Origin of the sequence: Streptosporangium sp. NPDC006930 (assembly GCF_040635605.1) — a bacterium.
In the GTDB taxonomy this organism is placed as follows: domain Bacteria; phylum Actinomycetota; class Actinomycetes; order Streptosporangiales; family Streptosporangiaceae; genus Streptosporangium.
This window is the reverse complement of sequence record NZ_JBEYID010000009.1, coordinates 48,964-68,616: the sequence shown is the minus strand read 5'-3', so window position 1 is coordinate 68,616 and position 19,653 is coordinate 48,964. Positions and strand designations below refer to the sequence as shown.

General features: G+C 66.8%; 18 protein-coding genes. 15 read left to right on the top strand and 3 right to left on the bottom strand.

Translation table 11 applies throughout. The features are described from left to right. Positions 1 to 169: 169 nt before the first annotated feature. The 7 genes from ABZ664_RS17665 (at position 170) to ABZ664_RS17635 (ending at position 10,854) form a co-directional block, all read left to right on the top strand. On the top strand, positions 170 to 2,005 hold the full coding sequence (locus tag ABZ664_RS17665) for an ABC transporter ATP-binding protein (RefSeq protein ID WP_362510225.1): 1,836 nt from the start codon (positions 170 to 172) through the stop codon (positions 2,003 to 2,005). Then, entirely contained in the window at positions 2,005 to 3,831 is a 1,827-nt protein-coding gene (locus ABZ664_RS17660) for an ABC transporter ATP-binding protein (RefSeq protein WP_362510222.1), read from the top strand. The genes ABZ664_RS17665 and ABZ664_RS17660 overlap by 1 nt, the downstream gene beginning before the upstream one ends. Before the next feature lie 215 nt (positions 3,832 to 4,046). Next, positions 4,047 to 4,847: an alpha/beta hydrolase gene (locus ABZ664_RS17655; RefSeq protein ID WP_362510219.1), complete on the top strand. Its 801-nt coding sequence runs from the start codon at positions 4,047 to 4,049 to the stop codon at positions 4,845 to 4,847. Positions 4,848 to 4,860: 13 nt separating this feature from the next. Further along, on the top strand, positions 4,861 to 5,298 hold the full coding sequence (locus tag ABZ664_RS17650; RefSeq protein WP_362510216.1) for a transcriptional regulator: 438 nt from the start codon (positions 4,861 to 4,863) through the stop codon (positions 5,296 to 5,298). A gap of 578 nt (positions 5,299 to 5,876) precedes the next feature. Next, on the top strand, positions 5,877 to 8,972 hold the full coding sequence (locus ABZ664_RS17645; protein WP_362510213.1) for a hypothetical protein: 3,096 nt from the start codon (positions 5,877 to 5,879) through the stop codon (positions 8,970 to 8,972). Positions 8,973 to 9,236: 264 nt separating this feature from the next. Further along, positions 9,237 to 9,827 carry an XRE family transcriptional regulator gene (locus ABZ664_RS17640; RefSeq protein ID WP_362510211.1) on the top strand — a complete coding sequence of 197 codons (591 nt, stop codon included), beginning with the start codon at positions 9,237 to 9,239 and terminating at the stop codon, positions 9,825 to 9,827. Positions 9,828 to 9,948: 121 nt separating this feature from the next. Beyond that, entirely contained in the window at positions 9,949 to 10,854 is a 906-nt protein-coding gene (locus ABZ664_RS17635; RefSeq protein ID WP_362510209.1) for a class I SAM-dependent methyltransferase, read from the top strand. Between the two features lie 89 nt (positions 10,855 to 10,943). On the opposite strand, the gene ABZ664_RS17630 is transcribed toward ABZ664_RS17635, so the two are convergent. Next, positions 10,944 to 11,351, bottom strand: coding sequence for a RidA family protein (locus ABZ664_RS17630; protein WP_362510206.1), 408 nt, complete (start codon positions 11,349 to 11,351; stop codon positions 10,944 to 10,946). A 142-nt stretch (positions 11,352 to 11,493) separates the two neighbouring features. On the opposite strand from ABZ664_RS17630, the gene ABZ664_RS17625 reads away from it, so the two are divergent. The 3 genes from ABZ664_RS17625 (at position 11,494) to ABZ664_RS17615 (ending at position 14,189) form a co-directional block, all read left to right on the top strand. After that, positions 11,494 to 11,874: a helix-turn-helix domain-containing protein gene (locus ABZ664_RS17625; protein WP_362510203.1), complete on the top strand. Its 381-nt coding sequence runs from the start codon at positions 11,494 to 11,496 to the stop codon at positions 11,872 to 11,874. Positions 11,875 to 12,137: 263 nt separating this feature from the next. Continuing rightward, on the top strand, positions 12,138 to 13,280 hold the full coding sequence (locus ABZ664_RS17620) for a helix-turn-helix domain-containing protein (protein WP_362510200.1): 1,143 nt from the start codon (positions 12,138 to 12,140) through the stop codon (positions 13,278 to 13,280). 48 nt (positions 13,281 to 13,328) lie between these two features. After that, positions 13,329 to 14,189, top strand: a complete 861-nt coding sequence (locus tag ABZ664_RS17615) for a hypothetical protein (protein WP_362510197.1) — start codon at positions 13,329 to 13,331, stop codon at positions 14,187 to 14,189. A 95-nt stretch (positions 14,190 to 14,284) separates the two neighbouring features. Here the strand turns inward: ABZ664_RS17615 and ABZ664_RS17610 are convergent, their stop codons facing one another. Further along, positions 14,285 to 14,602, bottom strand: coding sequence for a hypothetical protein (locus ABZ664_RS17610; protein WP_362510194.1), 318 nt, complete (start codon positions 14,600 to 14,602; stop codon positions 14,285 to 14,287). Next, positions 14,599 to 14,886 carry a hypothetical protein gene (locus ABZ664_RS17605; protein WP_362510192.1) on the bottom strand — a complete coding sequence of 96 codons (288 nt, stop codon included), beginning with the start codon at positions 14,884 to 14,886 and terminating at the stop codon, positions 14,599 to 14,601. The genes ABZ664_RS17610 and ABZ664_RS17605 overlap by 4 nt, the downstream gene beginning before the upstream one ends. 756 nt (positions 14,887 to 15,642) lie before the next feature. Here ABZ664_RS17605 and ABZ664_RS17600 point away from each other — a divergent pair. The 5 genes from ABZ664_RS17600 to ABZ664_RS17580 all read left to right on the top strand — a co-directional run bounded on the left by ABZ664_RS17600 (position 15,643) and on the right by ABZ664_RS17580 (position 19,642). Then, positions 15,643 to 15,933: a winged helix-turn-helix domain-containing protein gene (locus ABZ664_RS17600; RefSeq protein ID WP_362510189.1), complete on the top strand. Its 291-nt coding sequence runs from the start codon at positions 15,643 to 15,645 to the stop codon at positions 15,931 to 15,933. A gap of 162 nt (positions 15,934 to 16,095) precedes the next feature. Beyond that, entirely contained in the window at positions 16,096 to 16,956 is an 861-nt protein-coding gene (locus ABZ664_RS17595; protein ID WP_362510186.1) for a helix-turn-helix transcriptional regulator, read from the top strand. Continuing rightward, positions 16,943 to 17,146, top strand: a complete 204-nt coding sequence (locus ABZ664_RS17590; RefSeq protein WP_362510183.1) for a DUF397 domain-containing protein — start codon at positions 16,943 to 16,945, stop codon at positions 17,144 to 17,146. Before ABZ664_RS17595 ends, ABZ664_RS17590 begins: the two co-directional genes overlap by 14 nt. Before the next feature lie 222 nt (positions 17,147 to 17,368). Then, entirely contained in the window at positions 17,369 to 19,399 is a 2,031-nt protein-coding gene (locus ABZ664_RS17585; protein ID WP_362510181.1) for an ATP-binding protein, read from the top strand. A 42-nt stretch (positions 19,400 to 19,441) separates the two neighbouring features. After that, positions 19,442 to 19,642, top strand: a complete 201-nt coding sequence (locus ABZ664_RS17580; RefSeq protein ID WP_362510178.1) for a DUF397 domain-containing protein — start codon at positions 19,442 to 19,444, stop codon at positions 19,640 to 19,642. The last annotated feature ends 11 nt before the right edge of the window (positions 19,643 to 19,653 follow it).

Here is a 19,653-nt window from a genome sequence, read left to right as displayed (position 1 = left end):
CCCCCACGGATCCGAGGTCCGGATCGGCACACGCCCCCCGGGTCCGGGGTCCCGGTCGGCGGGCCGCGACCCGCAACAGGCGGGGGTGAGAAAATGCGTGGGAAGTGTCGGCGCCCGGTGATAGAAAGCAAGTTCGACTTTCATCCTCGACTTGCTCGGGAGCGAGCCCGTGACCACCAGCAGTTCGGAGTTCTCCGTCTCCGACCGCCCGCATGACAGGCGGGGGCCGGTGCGCTGGCTCTGGTCCCATGTTCGCCGCCACCCGCTCCAGCTGGTCGGATTCCTCGGCGCATCACTGATCATGGTCGTGCTCAACGCCATGGTCCCCGGGTTCACCGGTGACGCCTTCGACGCCGTCCTGAGCGAGGACGGCGGCGGGGCACGGGCGCTGGGCATGATCTCGCTGGCGCTGCTGGCGATCGTGCTCGCCCGCGGCCTCTTCGACGTCGTCGCGCGTCTGGCCAGCGAGGTCCTCGCCAAGCGACTGGAGCGGGACGCCAGGGACGAGCTCTACGTCAGCCTGCTCGGCAAGAGCCAGACCTTCCACAACAGGCAGCGGGTCGGCGACCTGATGGCACGGGCGGCCAACGACATCCGGCAGCTCTCCACCATGATCAGTCCTGGCGTCGACCTCATCGTCGACTCCGGTCTGACCGGCCTCGTGCCCCTGGTCTTCATCGCCGCGATCGACCCTCGACTGCTGCTGGTGCCCGGCGTCTTCGCGGTCGCCTTCGTCTTCGCGCTCCGGCACTACATGAGACGGCTCAACCCCGTGGCGACCCGTATGCGAGAACAGTTCGGCGATCTCAACGCCGGGCTGAACGAGGCGGTCAGAGGCATCGAGGTCATCAAGGTGACCGCGCAGGAGGGCCAGGAGCGGCGGCGGTTCCAGACACGCGCGCGGCGTTACCGCGACTCCTTCGTCCACAACGGCCTGGTCCAGGCCCGCTACCTGCCGACCCTGCTCTTCGCCTTCGCGATGGCCGGCTCGCTCTGGCACGGCCTCCACCTGCACACGGCGGGTGCCATCACGATCGGCGACCTGGTCGCCTTCATGGGCCTGATGGGCATGCTGGGCTTCCCGACCAACATGTCGATCTTCACCTTCTCGCTGGTCCAGATCGGCATCGTGTCCTCCCGCCGGATCCTGAGCATCATGAACACCGAGACCGAGCTCCGGCAGCCCGACGACGGCCACACCGCGCCGATCAACGGGGCGATCGTCTTCGAGAACGTGACGTTCGGCTACGGGGACGACGATCCCGTGCTGCGCGACGTGACGTTCACCGTGAAGCCGGGCGAGACCGTGGCGATCGTCGGCGAGACCGGCTCCGGCAAGAGCACCCTGACCAAGCTGGTCCCCCGGATCTACGACGTCACCGCGGGCCGGATCCTGGTCGACGGCGTGGACGTACGTGAGTGGGACCTCGACTCGCTGCGCTCCCAGATCTCCACCATCGAGCAGGACATCGTGCTCTTCTCCCGGTCGGTCGCCGAGAACATCGCCTTCGGGCTGGGCCAGCGAGTGGAGCGAGACGCCGTCGTCCGGGCGGCGGAGGAGGCCCAGGCCGCCGAGTTCATCGGCGAGCTCGACGACGGCTACGACACGGTCATCGGTGAGCGCGGCATCACCCTCTCCGGCGGCCAGCGCCAGCGCCTCGCCATCGCGCGGGCGCTGCTGACGGATCCGGCGATCCTCGTGCTCGACGATTCGACAAGTGCGATCGACTCCGCCACGGAAGACAGGATCCAGCGGGCCATCGGCCGCCTTCTCGACGGGCGCACCACCCTGCTGATCACCCACAGGCTCTCCCAGATCCGGTGGGCGGACAAGGTCCTGCTGCTCCGCCGAGGCGAGCTGGTCGACTACGGAACGCACGACGAGCTGCTCTCCAGGAGCCGCCTCTACCGGCGGATCTTCGCCCACTACGACGAGGCCGACGTGACCGGCGACACCATCGATCCGGCCGTGGTCCTCGCGGGCGAGCAGGGAGGGCAGGGCTGATGGGCTTCCTCATGGACGGCCTCGACGCCGAGGACTACGACCGCACCTACAGCGATCGTGAGCTCCTTCGCCGGATCCTGTCCTATTTCCGGCCGAAGCTGGGGTCGATGATCCTGGTCGCCGTCATGATCGTGCTGTTCTCACTGAGCCAGGCGGCGATTCCGTTGCTGGTCAGCTGGGGCGTGGACGGAATCGAGGGCGGCACGATCGCCGACGTGGGGTGGCAACTCACCGCGGGCCTGCTGATCGCCGGGATGCTCGGCTGGCTGTTCAACTTCGTCCGCCAGTGGCACAGCGCGAAGGTCACCGGCGACGTCGTCCTGCGTCTGCGCGAGGACGCGTTCGACGCCGTACTCAAGCGTGACCTGTCGTTCTACGACGAGACCCCGTCGGGCAAGATCGTCAGCCGGGTCACCTCCGACACCGACGACTTCGCCACCGTCTCCACCCTGACGATGGACCTGATCAGCCAGGTGCTGATGGTCGGCTTCGTCACGGCCATACTCTTCCTGCGCAGCGTCGAGCTCGCCCTGCTGACCCTTCTCGTGGCACCGATCGTGATGGGCATCGCCCTGCTGTTCCGGCGGGTCGCCCGCAGCAGCACCCGCCAGGCGCAACGCTCGCTGAGCCGGGTGAACGCCACCCTGCAGGAGACCATGGGCGGGATCACCGTCGCCAAGAACTTCCGCCAGGAGCAGCGGGTCTACGACGAGTTCCGCCCCATCAACCGGCAGAGCTACCAGGTCACACTCAAACAGGGTTTCGTCTTCTCCGGCATCTTCCCCGTTCTCTTCGTCGTCGCCGGGCTCGCCACGGTCGCGCTCGTCCAGCTGGGCGGCACCGCCGTCCTCGGCGGCACCCTGTCCGGCGGCGACTGGTTCCTCTTCCTCCAGGGCGTCGCGCTCTTCTGGTTCCCGCTCACCTCCATCGCCGCGTTCTGGTCGCAGTTCCAGCAGGGCCTGTCCGCCTCGGAGCGGGTCTTCGCCCTGATCGACGCGCCACCCCGGGTGGTGCAGATCGACCCCCAGCCGGTCGGCAGGCTCGCGGGCCGCATCGAGTTCCGAGACGTCAGGTTCGGCTACGAAGCGGAGAACACCGTCCTTCGGGACTTCAACCTCACGATCGAGGCGGGCGAGAGCGTCGCGCTGGTCGGCCACACCGGGGCGGGCAAGTCGACACTCAGCAAGCTCATCACCCGGTTCTACGAGTTCCAGGACGGCCTGCTGACGATCGACGATCGCGACGTCCGCACACTCGACCTGGCCGGATACCGGCGGCAGATCGGCGCGGTGCCGCAGGTTCCGTTCCTCTTCAGCGGCACCGTCGCCGACAACATCCGCTATCCGAGACCGGAGGCGAGCGACGAGGAGGTGCTCGCCGCCGCCGCGGCGGTCGGCGGGGGCGACTGGATCGACGCTCTGCCGGACGGCCTGCGTACCGACGTCGGCGAGCACGGCCGCGCTTTGTCCATGGGCCAGCGCCAGCTCGTCGCGCTGGCCCGCCTGCTCATCCAGGATCCGGCGATCGTGGTCCTGGACGAGGCCACCGCCAGCGTCGACCCGCTGACCGAGGCCCAGATCCAGGAGGGCCTGGACCGGGTGCTGGCCGAGCGCACCTCCATCGTCATCGCCCACCGGCTCTCCACGATCGAGCACGTCGACCGCATCATCGTGCTGGATCACGGCCGGATCGTCGAGGAGGGCGACCACACCACGCTGCTGGCTCGTGGTGGCCACTACTGCCAGGTCTACAACACCTACTTCAGGCACCAGTCCCCCGACTACCGGCCCGGTTCCGGCTTCGTCTCCGTCACCGGCACCGCATGATCGGCGCCGCTCGAATCGGGACCCCGAGCCGGCCCGGCGGCGAGAGCAGCCGATCCGACCTACGTCGCGATCCGCGTGTACCGCTCGGTGGGCTTCCCCGACTCCGAGACCCAGGTCCAGTTGGAGCCGTCGGCGACTGCTCCGGCGTCACTGTGACCTTCGCGAGCCCGAGGGGCCGGTGTGCGCCCGCCGGACATATTCACTATATTTAGCAAATGGTAAATCTAGCATCGGTGCTCTCGCTGCACGGTTGCGCTCTCCGCTATGCCGACAGCGGTGGCGACGGTGTGCCGCTGGTGTTCTCACACGGCGCCGGGGCCGACCACGTGATGTTCGACGCCCAGAGCGAATACCTGCGCGCCCGGGGATACCGGGTCGTCACCTGGGACATGCGCGGCCACGGCCGCTCTCGCCCGGCCGGGGCTCCGTTCACCGCCGAGCGGGCTATCGCGGACCTGTGCGCGCTCGTCGAGCATCTCGCGCTCGACCGTCCCGTGCTCGTGGGACAGTCCCTCGGCGGCAATCTCGGCCAGGCCGTCGTCCGGCGGCGTCCGGACCTCGCCCGAGCGCTGATCGTCATCGGTTCGACGTGGAACACCGCGCCGCTGTCATGGAATGAGCGTCTGCTGCTGAAGGCGGCCGCGCCGAGTCTGTCGATGATCTCCACCAAACGCCTTCCCGGCATGATGGCCAACGCCTCGGCGGTGACGGAGAAGGCGCGGGCGGACGCGCGACGGGCGTTCTTCCAGCTGTCGAAGGAGGAGTTCGTCCAGGTGTGGCGGGCGACCGTCGAACTCCTCGACCCGGATCCCGGCTATCGCACGCCTGTGCCTCTGTGCCTGATTCGCGGCGAACGAGACCGTACCGGCAACATCGCCTCGGCGATGCCCAGGTGGGCCAGGACCGAGGGCGTCGAGGAGGTCGTCATCCCCGGCGCGGGCCATATCGCCAACCAGGACGACCCTCGTGCGGTGAACGTGGCGATCGAGGCGTTCTTGCGTAGGATCTCGGCATGAGGCGGGCACAGCGGTGAGCGCGACCAGGCGTCGCGCGTTCATCACCTCGGTGGGTGACCTGCTGGCCTCGTGGAACCTCCCGCACGCGACCGGCCGCGTCTACGGACTGCTGCTGGTGACCGAGGAGGCGACCTCCCTCGACGCGATCGCCGCCGAGCTCGAACTGAGCAAGGGAGCGGTGAGCACCGCGGTGCGGCAGCTGGACTCCTGGGGACTCGCCAAGGTGATCCCGCAGCCCGGCAGCCGCAGGCTCCTGGTCGAGGCCACGGGAGGGATCGAGTCGCTGCTGGAGGCGAGCCATTCACGGGCCAGGACCCTGATCGCCGCACTGCGCGACGGCGAGGCCCTGGTGAGTCCCGGTCCCGCGCAGGATCGGCTCAGAGATGTGATCGGGCTGTTCTCCGGCTATGTCGATGTCGGGAGCCAGATGCTCGACAGATACCGCCGGTAGCACCGCGAGATCGGACGCCCGGCTCGCCGACGGGTGCCCGCCCTCACCGGAGGCGGAGGCCGGGACTCGAACACCAAACCCATAAATATCCCCCGATCTTGCATTAAAACGCCTAAATACTCATTATCGGTTCAGACGATGAAAAGTGACCTTTCCCGATCGGCAGGGGCCGCCTCGGCCCGGTCCATCTGCGTGTCGGCGACCACCAGGCACCGAGTCCGCCGCGGGAGCGCGCCCGGCGGCTCTCATCAGTGAGAACGTAGGTGATCGCCTCCGCCCGGCGGCTCGCCATCCGTGGACGTCGATCCGCGAGAAAGCCGACCAGGCGGGGCCGAGATTGAAAACGTCTGAACACCTGGTTATCGGCTCGCACAGTGGAAAGCGTCCTTTCCGAATGATGCCCTGATCGGAGCATGCCCCGGGAGTGCCCGTCGCCGGACCAAGATTCAACTTCCGATAGAAGTATATTTGTCACCATTTTATTGGTGCTCGCGACCTTTCGCAGCCCGCATAACGAGCGATGATGTTGCGATGAGTGGCAACGAAAGATGAAAAACGGCGATGAAAATAAAGGTCAGGTGCGGCGGCGACCGCTCCTGACCACCCGCTCGCAGATCCCTCCCGGACCGCTGCGTGACCTCAAGGATCTGCTGCACGAGCTGTACTTGGAAGCCGGTTCCCCCACTCTCGACGACATCGCCGAGGGAATCTCCGACGACCTTCCGGGCCCGGATGCTCCCCGACGCGACACCGTCCGCCGGATACTGGCCTCGGCGGAGACGCCTCCCCGCCAGGGCGACCTGACGGCCGTACTCACCGTGCTGGCCCGCCTGGCCCGGCGGGCCCCGGCCGACGCAGCCGACCGGGGCCGCGAGCTGTGGAGGAGAGCCCGCCTGGTCTCGTCGGCCGGATTGCCGATCCGCTCGCTGGCCGACCCGTTCTCGCTGGGGGTGCACCGGGCGATCGACGCGGGCGCGGAGGCCGCGGGAATGGCCGACCTGCCCGTCTACGTGACCCGCCCCCACGACGACCACCTGGCCGCCGTCGTGCGGCGGGCGGCGGCCGGGCACAGCGCGGTCGCGATGCTGGTCGGCGACTCGTCGACCGGCAAGACCCGGGCCTGCTGGGAGGCCGTGCGGCTCCTGCCCGGCAGGTGGCGACTGTGGGACCCGGCCGCTCCCGGCCCTCCCGAGGCGGTCGCCGTGGCCCTGGGCTCCCTCGCGCCGCGGACCGTCGTGTGGCTCGACGAGTCGCAGTCCTACCTGCTCACCCCGGCGAGCGGCCTTGGCGAGCGCGTCGCCGCCGGGCTGCGTGCCCTGGTGGGCGACCCGGAGCGCGGCCCGGTGCTGGTCCTGGGCACCCTCTGGCCCGAGTACTGGACCGCCCTCACCGAGACTCCCGCCGCGGGCGGCGCCGACCCCCGTACCCAGGCGCGGGCGCTGGTGACCGGCGCCGCCATCCACGTCCCCGACCGTTTCACCGGCTCCCACCTGGGGGCGGCGCGCGGCGACCCGCGTCTGGAGCGCGCGTACGCCGGGACCCGCGACGGCAGGATCGCCCAGTACCTGACCGGCGTGCCCGACACGGTGGAGCGTTACCGCAACGCGCCCGCCCCGGCCAGGGCCGTGATCGAGGCCGCCATGGACGCCAGGCGCGCGGGACACGGCCCCGCCCTTTCCCACTCCCTCCTGAAGACCGCCGCGTTCGACTGTCTGACCGGTTACGAGTACGGCGCCCTGCCCCGGGACTGGTTCGAACGGGCCCTCGCCTACGCCTGTGGTGTCCACGGCCCCCTCACGCGCGTCCACCCCCACCACGACGAGCCGTCCGCCTCCCCCCGCTACCGGCTCGCGAACCACCTGGAACAACTCGGTCGCGCCGAGCGCCGTACGCGTCCCGTCCCCGCCGCCCTGTGGGACGCGCTGATCTCCCACGCCGCCCCCGAGGACCTGCCGCGCCTCGCCGCCCAGGCACGGGCCCGCGGTCTCTACCACCACGCACTCCTGCTGTACGGGGCCGCGGCCACGGCCGGTGACCCCGACGCCCCGCGACAGGCGATCGCCCTGCTCGGGGAGACGGGACGTACCGAGGAGGCGCTCACCTGGCTGCGGGTCCACAGCGGCCAGGACGACGCCCGGACCCTCGCCTCGATCGCCGCCGTCCTCGACGGGGCCGGACACCGCGAGAGGGCAATCGCCGCCTACCTGCGCGCCGCCGAGACGGGCGACCCCGACGCCGCGAAGGAGGCGATCACCCTGCTCGTGGACGAGGGGAGGATCAGGGAGGCGATCACCTGGCTTAGTGCCCGCGACTGGTTCGACGACGCCGGCCTTCCTCTCTGGACCGCGGCACTCCTCGACAGGATGGGACACCACGAGAAGGCCCTCACCGTCTACCTGCGCGCCGCGAAGGCGGGGATCGTCGACGCCCCGGAGTGGCTGGCGTCCCTGCTGTACAGGACGGGCCGCACGCAGGAGGCGATCGTCGCCTGCCGTCGCGCCATGAGAACCGGCGACGGCCACGCCCTCAAGCAGGCCGTCGCCCTGCTGCGGGAGATGGGACGTACCGGGGAGGCGCTCACCTGGCTGCGGATCCGCGCCGAGAACGGCGACACCGACGCCCTCTGGGAGGCGGTCGAGCTGCTGCGGGAGTCGGAGCGGACCAAGGAGGCGATCACCTGGCTGCGAACCCGCGCCGAGAACGGTGACCACCGCGCGATCTCGAAGATGGTCGAACTGCTCCAGGAGACGGGCCGGACCGAAGAGACGATCACCTGGCTGAACGCCCGCGCGGAAACCGGTGACCGCCCCGCCCTCGATCTGCTGCCGCGCCTTCTGGAGAGGGCGGGCAGGACCGAGGAAGCGATCGCCGCATATCAGCGCGCCGCCGAGGCGGGAAACGACGGTTCACGCTGGCCGATGGCCGTCCTGCTGCATCGGGAGGGCCGGCTGGAGGAGGCTCTGACCGCGTACCGGCGCGCCACCGAGACCGGGCACCTCGGTGCCGGCTGGGGGATGGTCGAACTACTCCAGGAGACCGGCTGTATCGAGGAGGCGCTGGCCGCGTACCGGGACGCCACCGAGGCGGGAAACGCCGACGCCCTGTGGAAGGCGGTCGAACTACTCCAGGAGACGGACCGGACCGAAGAGGCGATCACCTGGCTGCGCGGCCGCGCAGAGAACGGCGACGCCGACGCCCTGTGGAAGGCGGTCGAACTACTCCAGGAGACGGACCGGGCCGAGGAGGCGATCACCTGGCTGAGCGCCCGCGCCGAGAACGGCGACACCGAAGCCCTCGGGCGGTTCACCACCCTGCTGCACCAGCTGGACCGTGCGGAGGAGGCGATCACCTGGCTGCGCAGCCGCGCCGAGAACGGCGACGCCCGCGCTCTGGGCCACGCGGTCGACCTGATGTACGAGACAGGAGGGGCGACGGAGGCGATCACCTGGCTGAGCGCCCGTGTCGAGGCGGGCGACACCGGCGCCCTGACCTGGCTCGCCGTCCTGCTGCGCGAGACGGGTCACCCGGAGAGGGCGGTCCTCGCCCACCTGCGCGCCGCCGAGCTGGGCCTGCCCGGCGCCCTGCGCGAGGCGATCGGCCTGCTGGTACGACTCGGCCACGTCGGCGAGGCCGAACGGATCCGGCGCTACGGGATCACCCCCGGCAGGACGTGACTCCCTGCGGGAGAACACCACCATTGAGCGCTGACTGAGAAACGTGCTCTGGATACCACTTCTCAGCCGGCCTCAGTGATAAGCCCGGCGGGACCGCCGTGGCGGCGTTGACGGCTCAGCCGTGACGCGGCGGTTCCGAGGTCAGGAAGTCGCGGATCCGATTTTCTCCCTCTCCGATTGTGCCGTTATCGGGCGGCGGCCTCGGCGCCGGCCTTCTGCGCACGGCGTCATCCCTGCTTGCGTCATGGGCATACTATGCTGCCCATGACGCAAGAAACTGGAGACCTGGACAGCCTCGTACGCAAACGCATCCGTGCCCTGCGCGTCGCACAGGGCTGGTCCCTGGAAGAGCTGGCCGGCCGCGCCAACCTCAGCCAGTCCTCACTGAGCCGCATCGAGAACGGACAGCGCCGCCTCGCCCTGGACCAGCTCGTCACCCTCGCCCGCGCTCTGGACACCACCCTCGACCAGCTCGTCGAGAACGCCGCCGACGACGTCGTGATCAGCCCGATCGTCGACGGCGCTCACGGCCGGATGCGCTGGCCCGTGAAGAGCGACCCCGGCATGAGCGTGATACGCCAGCGCATGACCGAGCCGCCGCCCGACAACCCCTCGCGCATGCGCGCCCACCCAGGCCGGGAATGGCTGGTCGTCCTCTCCGGCACCGCGATCCTCATGCTGGGCCACCGGCGCTTCCGCCTCGAGACCAACCAGGCCGCCGAGTTCCCGACCATGTTGCCGCACGCCATCGGCGCCGAAGGCGGACCGTGTGAACTTCTGGGCATCTTCGACCGCGACGCCCGCCGAGGACACCAGCGCGACAACGACGGCGACACCCCCGAACTCCGCCGATGACGGCGACGCGCACCCTCCGCGTACGGGTGCGCCTTGCGCGTGAGGCACCGTCTCACACCGGTCTCTTGCGCATTCTGGGAGTCATCATGCTTTCTAAGCAAACCCGCCTTACGGTGACGACATGACCCAAGCACACTCGCATGCCTCCCACCACGGCGCGCAGCACGACCACGGCGCGCAGCACGACCACCACCGGCAGGACGACCACCACCGGGAGGACGACGCCGACCAGGCGGAGATCCTCGACCTGGACGCGGAAGTCCTCGCCGAGCACATCGCGTCCATCACCGCATGGCTGCCGCTGAAGACCAGCCCGCGCCACATCGCCGACCTGGGCTGCGGCACGGGAACGGGCACCTTCGCCCTCCTCGACCGTTTCCCCGAAGCGCACGTCATCGCCGTCGACGCCTCACCCGAACACCTGCATCGCCTGCGCAGGAAGGCGTGCGCCCGGGACGTGGACGACCGCGTGCGCCCCGTGCAGGCCGACCTCGACGCCGCCGACTGGCCCGACCTCGGCACGCCGGACCTGGTCTGGGCCTCCGCCTCGATGCACCACATGGCCGACCCCGGCCGCGCCCTGCGCAACGTCCACGACATGCTCCCGTCCGGCGGCCTGTTCGCCGTCGTCGAGCTGGCCGGCTTTCCCCGGTTCCTGCCGGAAGGCGCCCCCGAAGACCGACCCGGCCTTGAAGACCGCTTGCACGCCGCGACCGACCGCCTCCACGCCGAACACATGCCGCACCGGGGCGCCGACTGGGGACCGATGCTCACCGCCGCCGGGTTCACCCTCGACGGCGAGCGCACCGTCACCGTGAACATCGACGGCACCCACAGCGAGGCCATCGGCCGTTACGCCCTGATCACCCTTCGGCGCGTCCGCGGCGCCGTCGCGGAAACGCTCCCTGCCGAAGACCTCGTCGCACTCGACCGGCTGCTCGACACGAGCGGTCCCGGCAGCCTCCTGCGCCGTGACGACCTCTCGGTACGCACCGAACGCACCGTCTGGGCCGCACGCCGCACCTGACCTCCGCCCCACGCGGATCGCCCGCGAAGCGGGGACGGGATGTGGTCCGAGGACCATGACACGGCGATCCGTACGCTGTCGCGCCGAACTCAGTCGATGATCGCGGTGGCCTCGACCTCGACCAGAAGGTCGGGTACGGCCAGCGCCGCGACACCCAGCAGCGTGGCCGGAGCGACCGGGGTGACCCCCAGCTTCGCGGCCGCCCGAGCGACCCCCTCCAGGAACAACGGCATCTTGTCGGGGGTCCAGCCGACGACGTAGGCGGTCAGTTTCGCCACGTCGCCGAAGGAGGCGCCGGCCTCGGCCAGGGCCGTGCCGATGTTGAGGTAACACTGCTCGACCTGAGCCGCGAGATCGTCCTCGCCGACCGTGACCCCGCCGGCATCCCAGGCGACCTGCCCGGCGACGAAGACCAGCTTCGTCCCGGTCGCGATCGACACCTGCCGGTACACATCGATCTCCGGCAGTCCGGCGGGGTTCACCAGGGTGATGGCCATGCTGCCCACTCCCTCTTCAGGAGAGTCCTCGGGCTCGCTTCCGGCGGCCCCGATCACTCTCGGTCTCTTGTAGTTACTTGGGAACCATAGGAGAGTGTTCACTGACATGGAAGAACGCACTTTTCAGTGACTGGGGAACCTTATGGTGACCAAGCAGTTCAACGGCTCGCCCCAGGACGCGGACCTGACCCGCGCGGACTCCCTGGCGCGGGAGATCTTCTCGGACATCGCCAACAAGTGGGCACTCCTGATCATCGAGACCCTGGGGGACCGCACCCTGCGCTTCGGCGAGTTGCGGAACGAGATCGACGGCATCAGCCACAAGATGCTCACCCAGAACCTGCGCATGCTGGAGCGCAACGGCCTGGTCGAGCGGGAGGTGCACCCCACCGTGCCGCCACGGGTCGAGTACACCCTCATGGAGTCGGGCCAGGCGCTACGCAAGACGGTTGACGGCATGTGCGACTGGACCAGCCGATATCTCGGCCACATCGAGGACTCCCGCCGCCGCTTCGACGCGTAACCCGAGCAAGGCACGGATCCCCCGGGATCACCGGCTACTACTTCGGGCGGCCCAGCGGCGAGAACAACGAGGATCATCCCTGACCTGCGAAGAATCTTGGCCCTCACCCCGCCCACTGACCATCGCGCCCAACTTCTTGCGGCTGCCCAGGCTACCCCGATTGGGCAAAGTTGCCAGAAACAGCGAGTTGCCAAGTTTTGGCAACTCGCTGTTTCTGGCAACTCAGCATGGATTCCCGGCACTTGCCATGTCACCCTGGAGTCATGGCGCGCACCCATGAAAACGGATTCCCCAACACTCCAGAGCAACTTCTGGAGCTGGGAATCGACCGATTGCGCAAGATGCTGGGGCAGCAATGGGAGGTGACGCTGGAAGCCGACGCCTGCCGGGCGGAGGACCTCGGGCATGACGCGTTCATCACCATCACAAGCCCTGACCGGAGCCTCACCAGGCGCGTCCTGGTGGAAACCAAGCTGAGTTGGACCCCGGTTCTCCTGGAGCGAGAGCTACTGCCCCGGGTTTCGTTGATGCGCCGCCTCAGTCAGGACGCCGCTGTGCTGGTCATCGCTCCATGGATCAGTCCACAGACGCGCGCCCTGCTGTCTCGCTGGGGCTGCGGTTACATCGACCTGACCGGCAATGTCTCTTTCCGGATGAATCAACCAGCCATAGTGCTTGAAACCCAGGGCGCCGCACGGGATCCACGACCACGTACGGCTGGTGCTCAGCGCGGATTGAGCGGCGCACGCGCCGGGCGCCTGGTCCGTGTCCTGGCCGATGTCCGCCCTGCCTACCGGGCGGCGGAACTGGCGGAGACGACCGGCCTAAGCGGTGCCTACGTCTCGCGTCTGCTGGACGCGTTGGAAGAAGAGGCGATCATCAGGCGCCGAAACAGAATTGTCGTGAAGGTCGACTGGGAGGCCCTCCTACGCCTGCGCGCCTCGGAGACGTCTCTGCTGAGACCAGGGCGCTTCCTCGGGTTCCTGGTCCCCAACGGCCTGGACTCCTTCATCGGCAGGCTGCTCGAACACCAGGAACTCCGCACCTCAATGGCCCTTACCGGGCCACTCGCGGCTACAGGGGTGGCTCCCCTGGCCATCGGCGGTCAGGCGATGCTCTATGCCACCGAGGAGGCCACCGCTCGTCTGGTGGAAGGTCAGGGTCTCTTCCCGGTGAACCAGGGTGCCGACGTCTTGTTGCTCCAACCTCCCGATACGAGCGTATTCTCCGGAGTTCGCCAGGTCGACGGCCTGCCCCACGTGGCGTTGAGCCAACTGGTGCTGGACTCCCTATCGGGGCCTGGTCGACTACCCGCTGCTGGAGAGGCAGTGCTGAACTACATGCGTGACCATGAGGAAAACTGGCGCCTGGACGACCTTGACAGCATAGAGTTTCCCCCATCCTGACCTCAGCTATGGGGGTGAGCTGGGGTTTCGACGATCCGGAGGAACCTTATGGCGCGCATTCCCGAAGGTGTTGATCTTAATGAACTCACCGTCGTGGCCCGCCGGGTCCTCCTGGACGCCTTACAGGCACTCTACGAACACTCCAATGCCATCGTCCTGGTCGGCGCCCAGGCAGTGCATCTGCGGACAACCGGCGTCGTACTGACTGGTTCCCCCTACACCAGCGACGCTGATTTGAGCCTCAACCCCAAGCTCATCCGGGACGAGCCTTTGCTCAACGAGGCCATGCGCGGTGCGGGATTCGAGCTGACCATCCCCAACAGCCCAGGACTCTGGACCCGTATGGAAATGATCAATGGCCAGAGCCATCCCGTTGAGGTGGACCTTCTCGTGCCGGAGACGCTCGCCCCCAACCGTGGTAGGCGCAGCGCGCACCTACCACCCCACGACAAGAACGCCACCCGGCATGTCCTCGGACTTGAAGCCACTCTGTTTGATCACTCCTCGTTGCAGGTGCCAAGCCTCGAACCGGGGAGCGACTCACGAGAACTCGCGATTGAGGTAGCCGGTCCGACCTCGCTGCTGATCGCCAAAGCTTTCAAGCTTCGCGACAGGCTCAACGACCGCGCCGCCCCACCTCACCGCCTGGCCGACAAGGACGCCGGCGACGTCGTGCGACTGATGATGGCCACTGGCGACAGCCTGCGCTCGACATTCAAACGGCTATCCCAGGAGGAGCAGATCCGCGACGTCGTAGCCGAAGGCTGCGAACTCCTGTGGGAGCAGTTCGGCTCTGCACGCGCCACCGGCGTACAGATGGCCGTGCGCGCGCTCGCCGGCGACCTGGAGGAAGGACGCATCCGACTGTTGGCTCCCGCATTCGTCGAAGCCAACGTGCCAGAGCTATGACGCGCTCACGTACCACGTTTCGCCCTCGCACGATACGCCGGTGACGGCACGGCGGCCCCGGATCGGGGAAGGGATGGGGCCGCCGTGCCCGTTCGTCAGAAGTGGCCGATGGTGACCGAGGTGGAGGTCAGTGCCCAGCGATGCAGCATGGTCGTCTCGGCCTCGCGCATCTGCGCCTTCAGTCCCTCGACCGTACGGTCACAGATGATCAGCGGTTCGGGGGTGGGCCAGGTGGCGATGGCGTGGAAGAGGCGGCTGCCCGTGCCGTACAGGACGGACCAGCCGGGCCGGGTGATCTCCAGCATCGCGGCCTCGGCACGCGCCTCGTGGTCCCAGGTGTGGTGGGGTACGGGCAGGGCGGCCTGGCCGTCGCGGTGGCGTCCGCGAGAGCGGATGGGCCGTCGCCGGATCATGAGACCACCTGCCCGACAGCGCTCTCCGCGACCGGGGTCTCCGTGACGGGGTCGGTCTGGGCATCGGCCTCCTGGGCGATGATCTCCTGCCGGTCGGTCTCAGCCCGCAGGGCCTCCAGACTGTCGGCGTCGACGGTGCGCTCGGCTCCGGCGTGGAACGCGGCCAAGGAGAAGGGCTGCTCACGACTGGCCCACAACCGTCCGGCGTCACTGAGGATGAGCCGCCAGCCGGGAATGGTCGATTCCCGCCTGGGCTCGGGACTGATGGACCCACCATCGTTCATTGATTGGACCTCGATCCGATCAAGGGCCCGTCCGGTCGTTGGTAGCGGTGGACGGGCCCGCTTCGTACGGTGGGCGAAGACGCGGAGGGGTGTGCCGTACGGGCCGGGTGGCCGGTACGGAGACGGGGTGACCGTTACACGGTGCAGGACGCAGGCGGCCGATCTCCGGGGACGGGCCGCGAGGCGACGTACGGCGCCGGACTGGGACCGCCCGAGATGGATGGATCTGGACGGGAGCGCCGGGCGAAGACGGCAGGACGATGATGCCGGTACGGAAGGCACGGCGGCCGAGTCGTGCTCGGAGCGACGCTGCGCCGGTATCGGCGGAGCCTCTTCGACAGGAACCACGCGAACGGGCGACTCGAAGCAGGACGGGGAGCGGTCTCCGGTGCGGCGGACCCGCAGGCGAACATCCATCAGCGCGGCGGACGGCTGAGCGTACTCGTGGTCGGCGACCTGATCGGGGCAACCGTGTGCGTAGGGAGCGTGCCCGCAGGTGGCACATCCCATCGGCATCGGCGGCACCTCGGCGAAACAGCCGCAGTCGTTCACCGCGGCTCGGTCGAGAACCGGGGTACTAGGGTTACTCATGGATCAGGAGCGCCTTCCTGGTCAAGGGATCCGTGCGGCGTTGCGAGCGCCTGCGGATCCCGTTTTCGTACTGGGCCAGAGGCTACGCGATGGAGTGTAGCCATGTATAGCGATGTATGGCTACCCATGGATTTCAGCAGGTCACCATAGCCATACGGTGAATTCATGAGCAGCGTCTCGCCGTTCGATCCAGAAGAGGACAGCCCGGAATACGTGTATGTCCGGCTGGCCAATCACATCCAGGCGTTGATCGATGCCGGCGACCTCCGGCCGGGTCAGCGACTCCCGGCAGAGCGCGATCTCGCCTCCGAATATGGCGTGGCATACCTGACGGTCCGGCGCGCGATGCGGGAACTGCGCGGGCGCGGCCTGATCAGGACCGTGGTCGGAAGAGGAACATACATCGACCCGCAGGCAGAGCCCTCGCGTCCCGACGACGTTTCGCCCGCCGACTGATCGGCGCAGCGGCGATCAACGACGGCTACGATGCCGCCCCGGACACTTCAACCCTGCCATCACTCTAGGTATTCAATCAACTCCTTACAGTGTGGCGCGCAACTTACATGATCACAAGCGCCTTGTATGAATTTGCTCGGCGCACGACGACAGTGATCAGGCATGCTGGTCGGCATGGCTGCTGCGAGTCCTACCGTCCGGCACCGCCGCCTCGGCCGTGAGCTGCGAAGACTTCGCGAGATAGCGAATCTCACCCTGGAGGAGGTGTCCACTCCGCTCCGCTGGTCCACAGCCAAGCTAAGCCGCATCGAGAACGCCCGCACCATGCCCAGCAGCACGGACATCGCTGATCTTTGCGATCTGTACGCTGTGGACCCCTCGGCGAAGGCAGGGCTGATCCAACTCGGCCAGGATGCCGGTCAGCGGGGTTGGTGGACCGCCTACAGCGATGTGTTCGCCGGCGCCTACGTCGGCCTGGAATCCGAGGCGACCGCCATCCACACCTGGGAACCGCTGCTGGTGCCGGGCCTTCTGCAGAACGAGGACTACGCGTGTGAACTCATCCGCACGTCACGGCCGGAACTGGTACCCACAGAATTGAAGCGGTATGTGGCAGCTCGGATGGCACGCAAAATCAGCCTTCTCAGCTCAAAGGCGCCCTCGCTGCACGTGCTCATGGACGAATGCGCGCTGCGCCGCCCTGTCGGCTCGCCCGCCATCATGGCCCGCCAACTCGGAGACATCCTTCACATCATGGACTGGCCCAACATCACCGTTCAGATACTTCCGCTTCGGATCGGTGCGCACTGTGGCCTGGAGGGCGCTTTCTCTCTGCTGGCGTTCGATACCGAAGATCCGGAGGTGGGCTACACCGGCTGTCCAGGCGGAGACGTCTATGTAGAGGCGACGGATCAGGTGAAGAACCTTAAGCTGACATTCGAGCGTCTTGCCGGTGTGTGCTTGTCCCCCGAGAAGTCTGCGGCGTTCATTGCTGCGGTAAGGAGTGACCATGCCCCCCTCTGACCTGACCACCGCCGTATGGCGTAAAAGCAGCTACAGCGGCGGAAGCAGCGACAACTGTGTGGAAGTAGCCACTAACCTTCCGGGCCTCGTCGCCGTACGCGACAGCAAGGACCCGTCCGGTCCGATGCTCACCTTCTCCCCGACAGCCTGGAGCGACTTCCTGGCGGGTATCCGCAGCGGAGAGATCTGACCGACGCAAGCGTCGTACCACCGAGGCCCTACAGAGGCCACCCAGTCATTCGACAAGTGTGATCCTTCCTCCGAGAAGTCGCTGCGATGACCTCGTGCGGTCAGTCCACCATCTTCCGGATACCCCATAATTTCGGAATGTCGACTATAAGGTATCCGGAAAGCCGCAAATCATCATCGATAACCTAAAGTTGCCGAACTTGACCTCGACAGCCCAGCCTCGGTGACCTACATCCGGATAATTGTTGCGCCACATACGGTGATCGGCAATGATGCCCGTGTGCATATTCCAGTCGAAGTCCAGCCAGACTTCATTGAGCGTGTGGCCCGGCGAGGTGACCCGGTAGGGGCCGTGGAAGAGCTCATCTGGAACGGCCTGGACGCTGATGCAAAAGAGGTTTTCGCAGAGATCGAGCTAAACGACCTGGACGGGGTCGACTCGATCACGGTCACAGACACCGGTCACGGAATTCCCGCCGACTCGGTACGTCCGGCCTTCAGTGGAATGGGCGGATCGTGGAAGAAAAAGGCCAAAAAGACAAGCAATCTCGGGCGACAGTTGCATGGCAGACACGGCTACGGTCGGTTCCGGGTCCTTGCCCTTGGCTCATCCGCCGGCTGGGTAACGGTCGCGGACGGGCCGACCGCTCGCACGCGCACCACCGTACGGTTCTCAGATGGAGCCAGCGTCTTCGACCTGGACGACAGCCGACTCACCGAGGAAGAAACCGGGACCACCGTCCGCGTTACCGGGGATGCCCCCAGGAAAAACCGGCTTCTTTCTGACCGCGTTAGGTTTGAGCTCACAGGCCGATTCGCTGTCTATCTGGATAAGTACCCTGATGTAAAAATTTGCTGGCGAGGGCGACGACTCGATCCGTCCGAAGTCATCCGCCGCCAGGACGAATATGCGCTTCACCTGGATGGCGTCGATGCGGAAGTCGCGACGGACGAGGAAAGCGCCGGACCGGTGCTACGCATCGTGGAATGGTCGATCAAGCCACAAAAGCGAGAACTCCTGATATGTGATGATCAGGGCGTTCACCGGCTGACGCTTTCGGCAGGAATTCAGGCACCCGATTTCAATTTCACCGCCTACATCTTATGGCATCGCCTTCGCAACCTGTCTGAATACGACTCCCTTGACGGCGAATTTGAGATAGACGATACACCACTTGGGCGAGTCGCGAAGGCGGCACGCGACCAAATGCGGTTACATTTCCGTATGCGGGAGAGCGAGCGGACCAAAGAGCAGATCGAGCTCTGGATACAAGAGGGCGTTTATCCTTATAACGGTTCGCCCGAGTCGGACGTCGAAGTCGCTGAGCGAGCCACATTCGATGATGTCGCAGTGTTGCTCAGTCGTCACCTCAAGGGCGGGAAGCAAGCTCGACGCACGCAGTTGGTCCTGCTCAGTGAAGCGCTCCGCAGGCAGCCGACTTCCATATCAAAGGTGCTCGAAGATCTGTTCAGCCTTTCTGCGGCACAGAAAGAACAGATCGAAAGGCTGGTGGGTCGTGCCAGCCTGGGAAACATCGTCGCCGCCAATGCGCAAGCCGTCGATCGAGTTGACTTTCTGGCGTTACTGCGAAGCCTGCTCTATGAGCCGGAGGCGAAGTGGGAGCTGCGCGAGCGGACTCAGCTCCATCGGATGCTGGAAAAAGAGCTTTGGGTTTTTGGCGATGAGTTCTCCAGCGCTGTTTCAGAAACTGGACTCACCGAAGCCCTGGAGCGACACCTGGCGATTCTCGAAGGAGCAGCCCCTCGCCGAAACTCCCGGCGGCCGGTTCGTCGCGCCGACGGGAGGTCAGGGCGCCTGGATCTCATGCTGTCCGGAGTCACCGGTGCGGACAAAAACAAGCGTCATCTCGTTGTGGAGCTGAAGCGGCCGAGTCTTACCCTCACAGAAAAGGAGCTCGCCCAGCTCCGCAGTTACGCTTTTGCAGTGGTTTCCGATGATCGATACAAACATGACGAGAAGACTCGGTGGGACTTCTGGCTGATCGGCAACACCATTGACCCGGCCCTGGAATGGCAGATAAAGGGCCTCAACCTTCCGCCCAACTGCGCCCAGGACGATGGACAGGTCGGCCTGTGGGTCTTCCGCTGGGGGCAGATTCTTGATATGTGCGAAGAGCGTCTACGCAAAACTCAGGAGCGGCTCAACTACGCGTCAAGCAGAGCGCTGGCCGCAGAATACGCAGAACGCGTGCATCCCGATGCCGACGTGGTCTCACTCCTGCCTCTGACATAACCAGGCCGACGACATTGATCAACTTAAGTAGAGGCGAACATCATGGAATCCATTCGCCCCAACCTCACCTGGATCAGGAGTAGCCACAGCGGCCCCAACGGAGACGACTGTGTGGAGGTGGCCATGAACCTGCCGGGCCTCGTCGCCGTACGCGACAGCAAGGACCCGTCCGGTCCGATGCTCACCTTCTCCCCGAGAGCCTGGAGCGACTTCCTGACGGGCATCCGCAGCGGAGAGATCTGACCTGTCCACGA

Excerpts from the sequence above, each read along its gene's own strand:
- ABZ664_RS17580 (WP_362510178.1), top strand. The coding sequence starts at position 19,442 with ATGGAATCCATTCGCCCCAACCTCACCTGGATCAGGAGTAGCCACAGC.
- ABZ664_RS17625 (WP_362510203.1), top strand. The coding sequence starts at position 11,494 with ATGGTGACCAAGCAGTTCAACGGCTCGCCCCAGGACGCGGACCTGACC.
- ABZ664_RS17655 (WP_362510219.1), top strand. The coding sequence starts at position 4,047 with ATGGTAAATCTAGCATCGGTGCTCTCGCTGCACGGTTGCGCTCTCCGC.
- ABZ664_RS17640 (WP_362510211.1), top strand. The coding sequence starts at position 9,237 with ATGACGCAAGAAACTGGAGACCTGGACAGCCTCGTACGCAAACGCATC.
- ABZ664_RS17600 (WP_362510189.1), top strand. The coding sequence starts at position 15,643 with ATGAGCAGCGTCTCGCCGTTCGATCCAGAAGAGGACAGCCCGGAATAC.
- ABZ664_RS17620 (WP_362510200.1), top strand. The coding sequence starts at position 12,138 with ATGGCGCGCACCCATGAAAACGGATTCCCCAACACTCCAGAGCAACTT.
- ABZ664_RS17610 (WP_362510194.1), bottom strand. The coding sequence starts at position 14,602 with ATGATCCGGCGACGGCCCATCCGCTCTCGCGGACGCCACCGCGACGGC.
- ABZ664_RS17615 (WP_362510197.1), top strand. The coding sequence starts at position 13,329 with ATGGCGCGCATTCCCGAAGGTGTTGATCTTAATGAACTCACCGTCGTG.
- ABZ664_RS17590 (WP_362510183.1), top strand. The coding sequence starts at position 16,943 with ATGCCCCCCTCTGACCTGACCACCGCCGTATGGCGTAAAAGCAGCTAC.
- ABZ664_RS17605 (WP_362510192.1), bottom strand. The coding sequence starts at position 14,886 with ATGAACGATGGTGGGTCCATCAGTCCCGAGCCCAGGCGGGAATCGACC.
- ABZ664_RS17660 (WP_362510222.1), top strand. The coding sequence starts at position 2,005 with ATGGGCTTCCTCATGGACGGCCTCGACGCCGAGGACTACGACCGCACC.
- ABZ664_RS17630 (WP_362510206.1), bottom strand. The coding sequence starts at position 11,351 with ATGGCCATCACCCTGGTGAACCCCGCCGGACTGCCGGAGATCGATGTG.
- ABZ664_RS17635 (WP_362510209.1), top strand. The coding sequence starts at position 9,949 with ATGACCCAAGCACACTCGCATGCCTCCCACCACGGCGCGCAGCACGAC.
- ABZ664_RS17595 (WP_362510186.1), top strand. The coding sequence starts at position 16,096 with ATGCTGGTCGGCATGGCTGCTGCGAGTCCTACCGTCCGGCACCGCCGC.